The following is a 461-nucleotide window of genomic DNA, read 5'->3' on the forward strand; positions in this document are numbered from 1 at the left end:
CCGCGGATTTCAACTGGACCGCATCCGACAGTTGGAGATCACCGATGAGGTGTTTCCCGACCGTGATTCGGCAGTATTGGAGGCGGATCTGTCGCGGTGGAGCACGCGACGGCTCGGGTAACCCGGCGTTACGCGATGCTGCTGAGAATCGCGATAACCAGCCCGCCCACAGTCAACGCCCCAACCAGCGTCGCGGCAGCGATCGCGCGGCGTCGCCGGCGCTGGCGGGCGGCGGCGAGTGCCACCGCGATGCTGACGAGGATCAACGCTGCATAGGCCGCGAGCCCCACCGTCAGCATCGCCGCCGTCCCCGCGGCGGCCAGAGTCACGTCGTGCATGCCGTGAGCCTACGACGTAGCCAGGACGAAACGACGCGGGCACCAGTCGGAAGCGTTGGGGGATCGGTGCTGGTATCCAGGCCGGGTGCCGTTTCGTTTGGCGCAATATGCAGTGCCGGAAAG

At 66.6% G+C, this 461-nt stretch carries 1 protein-coding gene; it reads right to left on the reverse strand.

The features are described from left to right. Window positions 1–128: 128 nt before the first annotated feature. Complete coding sequence (locus H7I41_RS11670) at window positions 129–338, reverse strand: hypothetical protein (protein ID WP_073855158.1); 210 nt, start codon at window positions 336–338, stop codon at window positions 129–131. Window positions 339–461 lie beyond the last annotated feature (123 nt).

The organism is [Mycobacterium] manitobense (assembly GCF_025821665.1).
Classification (GTDB): Bacteria; Actinomycetota; Actinomycetes; order Mycobacteriales; family Mycobacteriaceae; genus Mycobacterium; species Mycobacterium arseniciresistens.

Coding starts and splice junctions, on each gene's coding strand:
- H7I41_RS11670 (WP_073855158.1), bottom strand. CDS start 338: ATGCACGACGTGACTCTGGCCGCCGCGGGGACGGCGGCGATGCTGACG.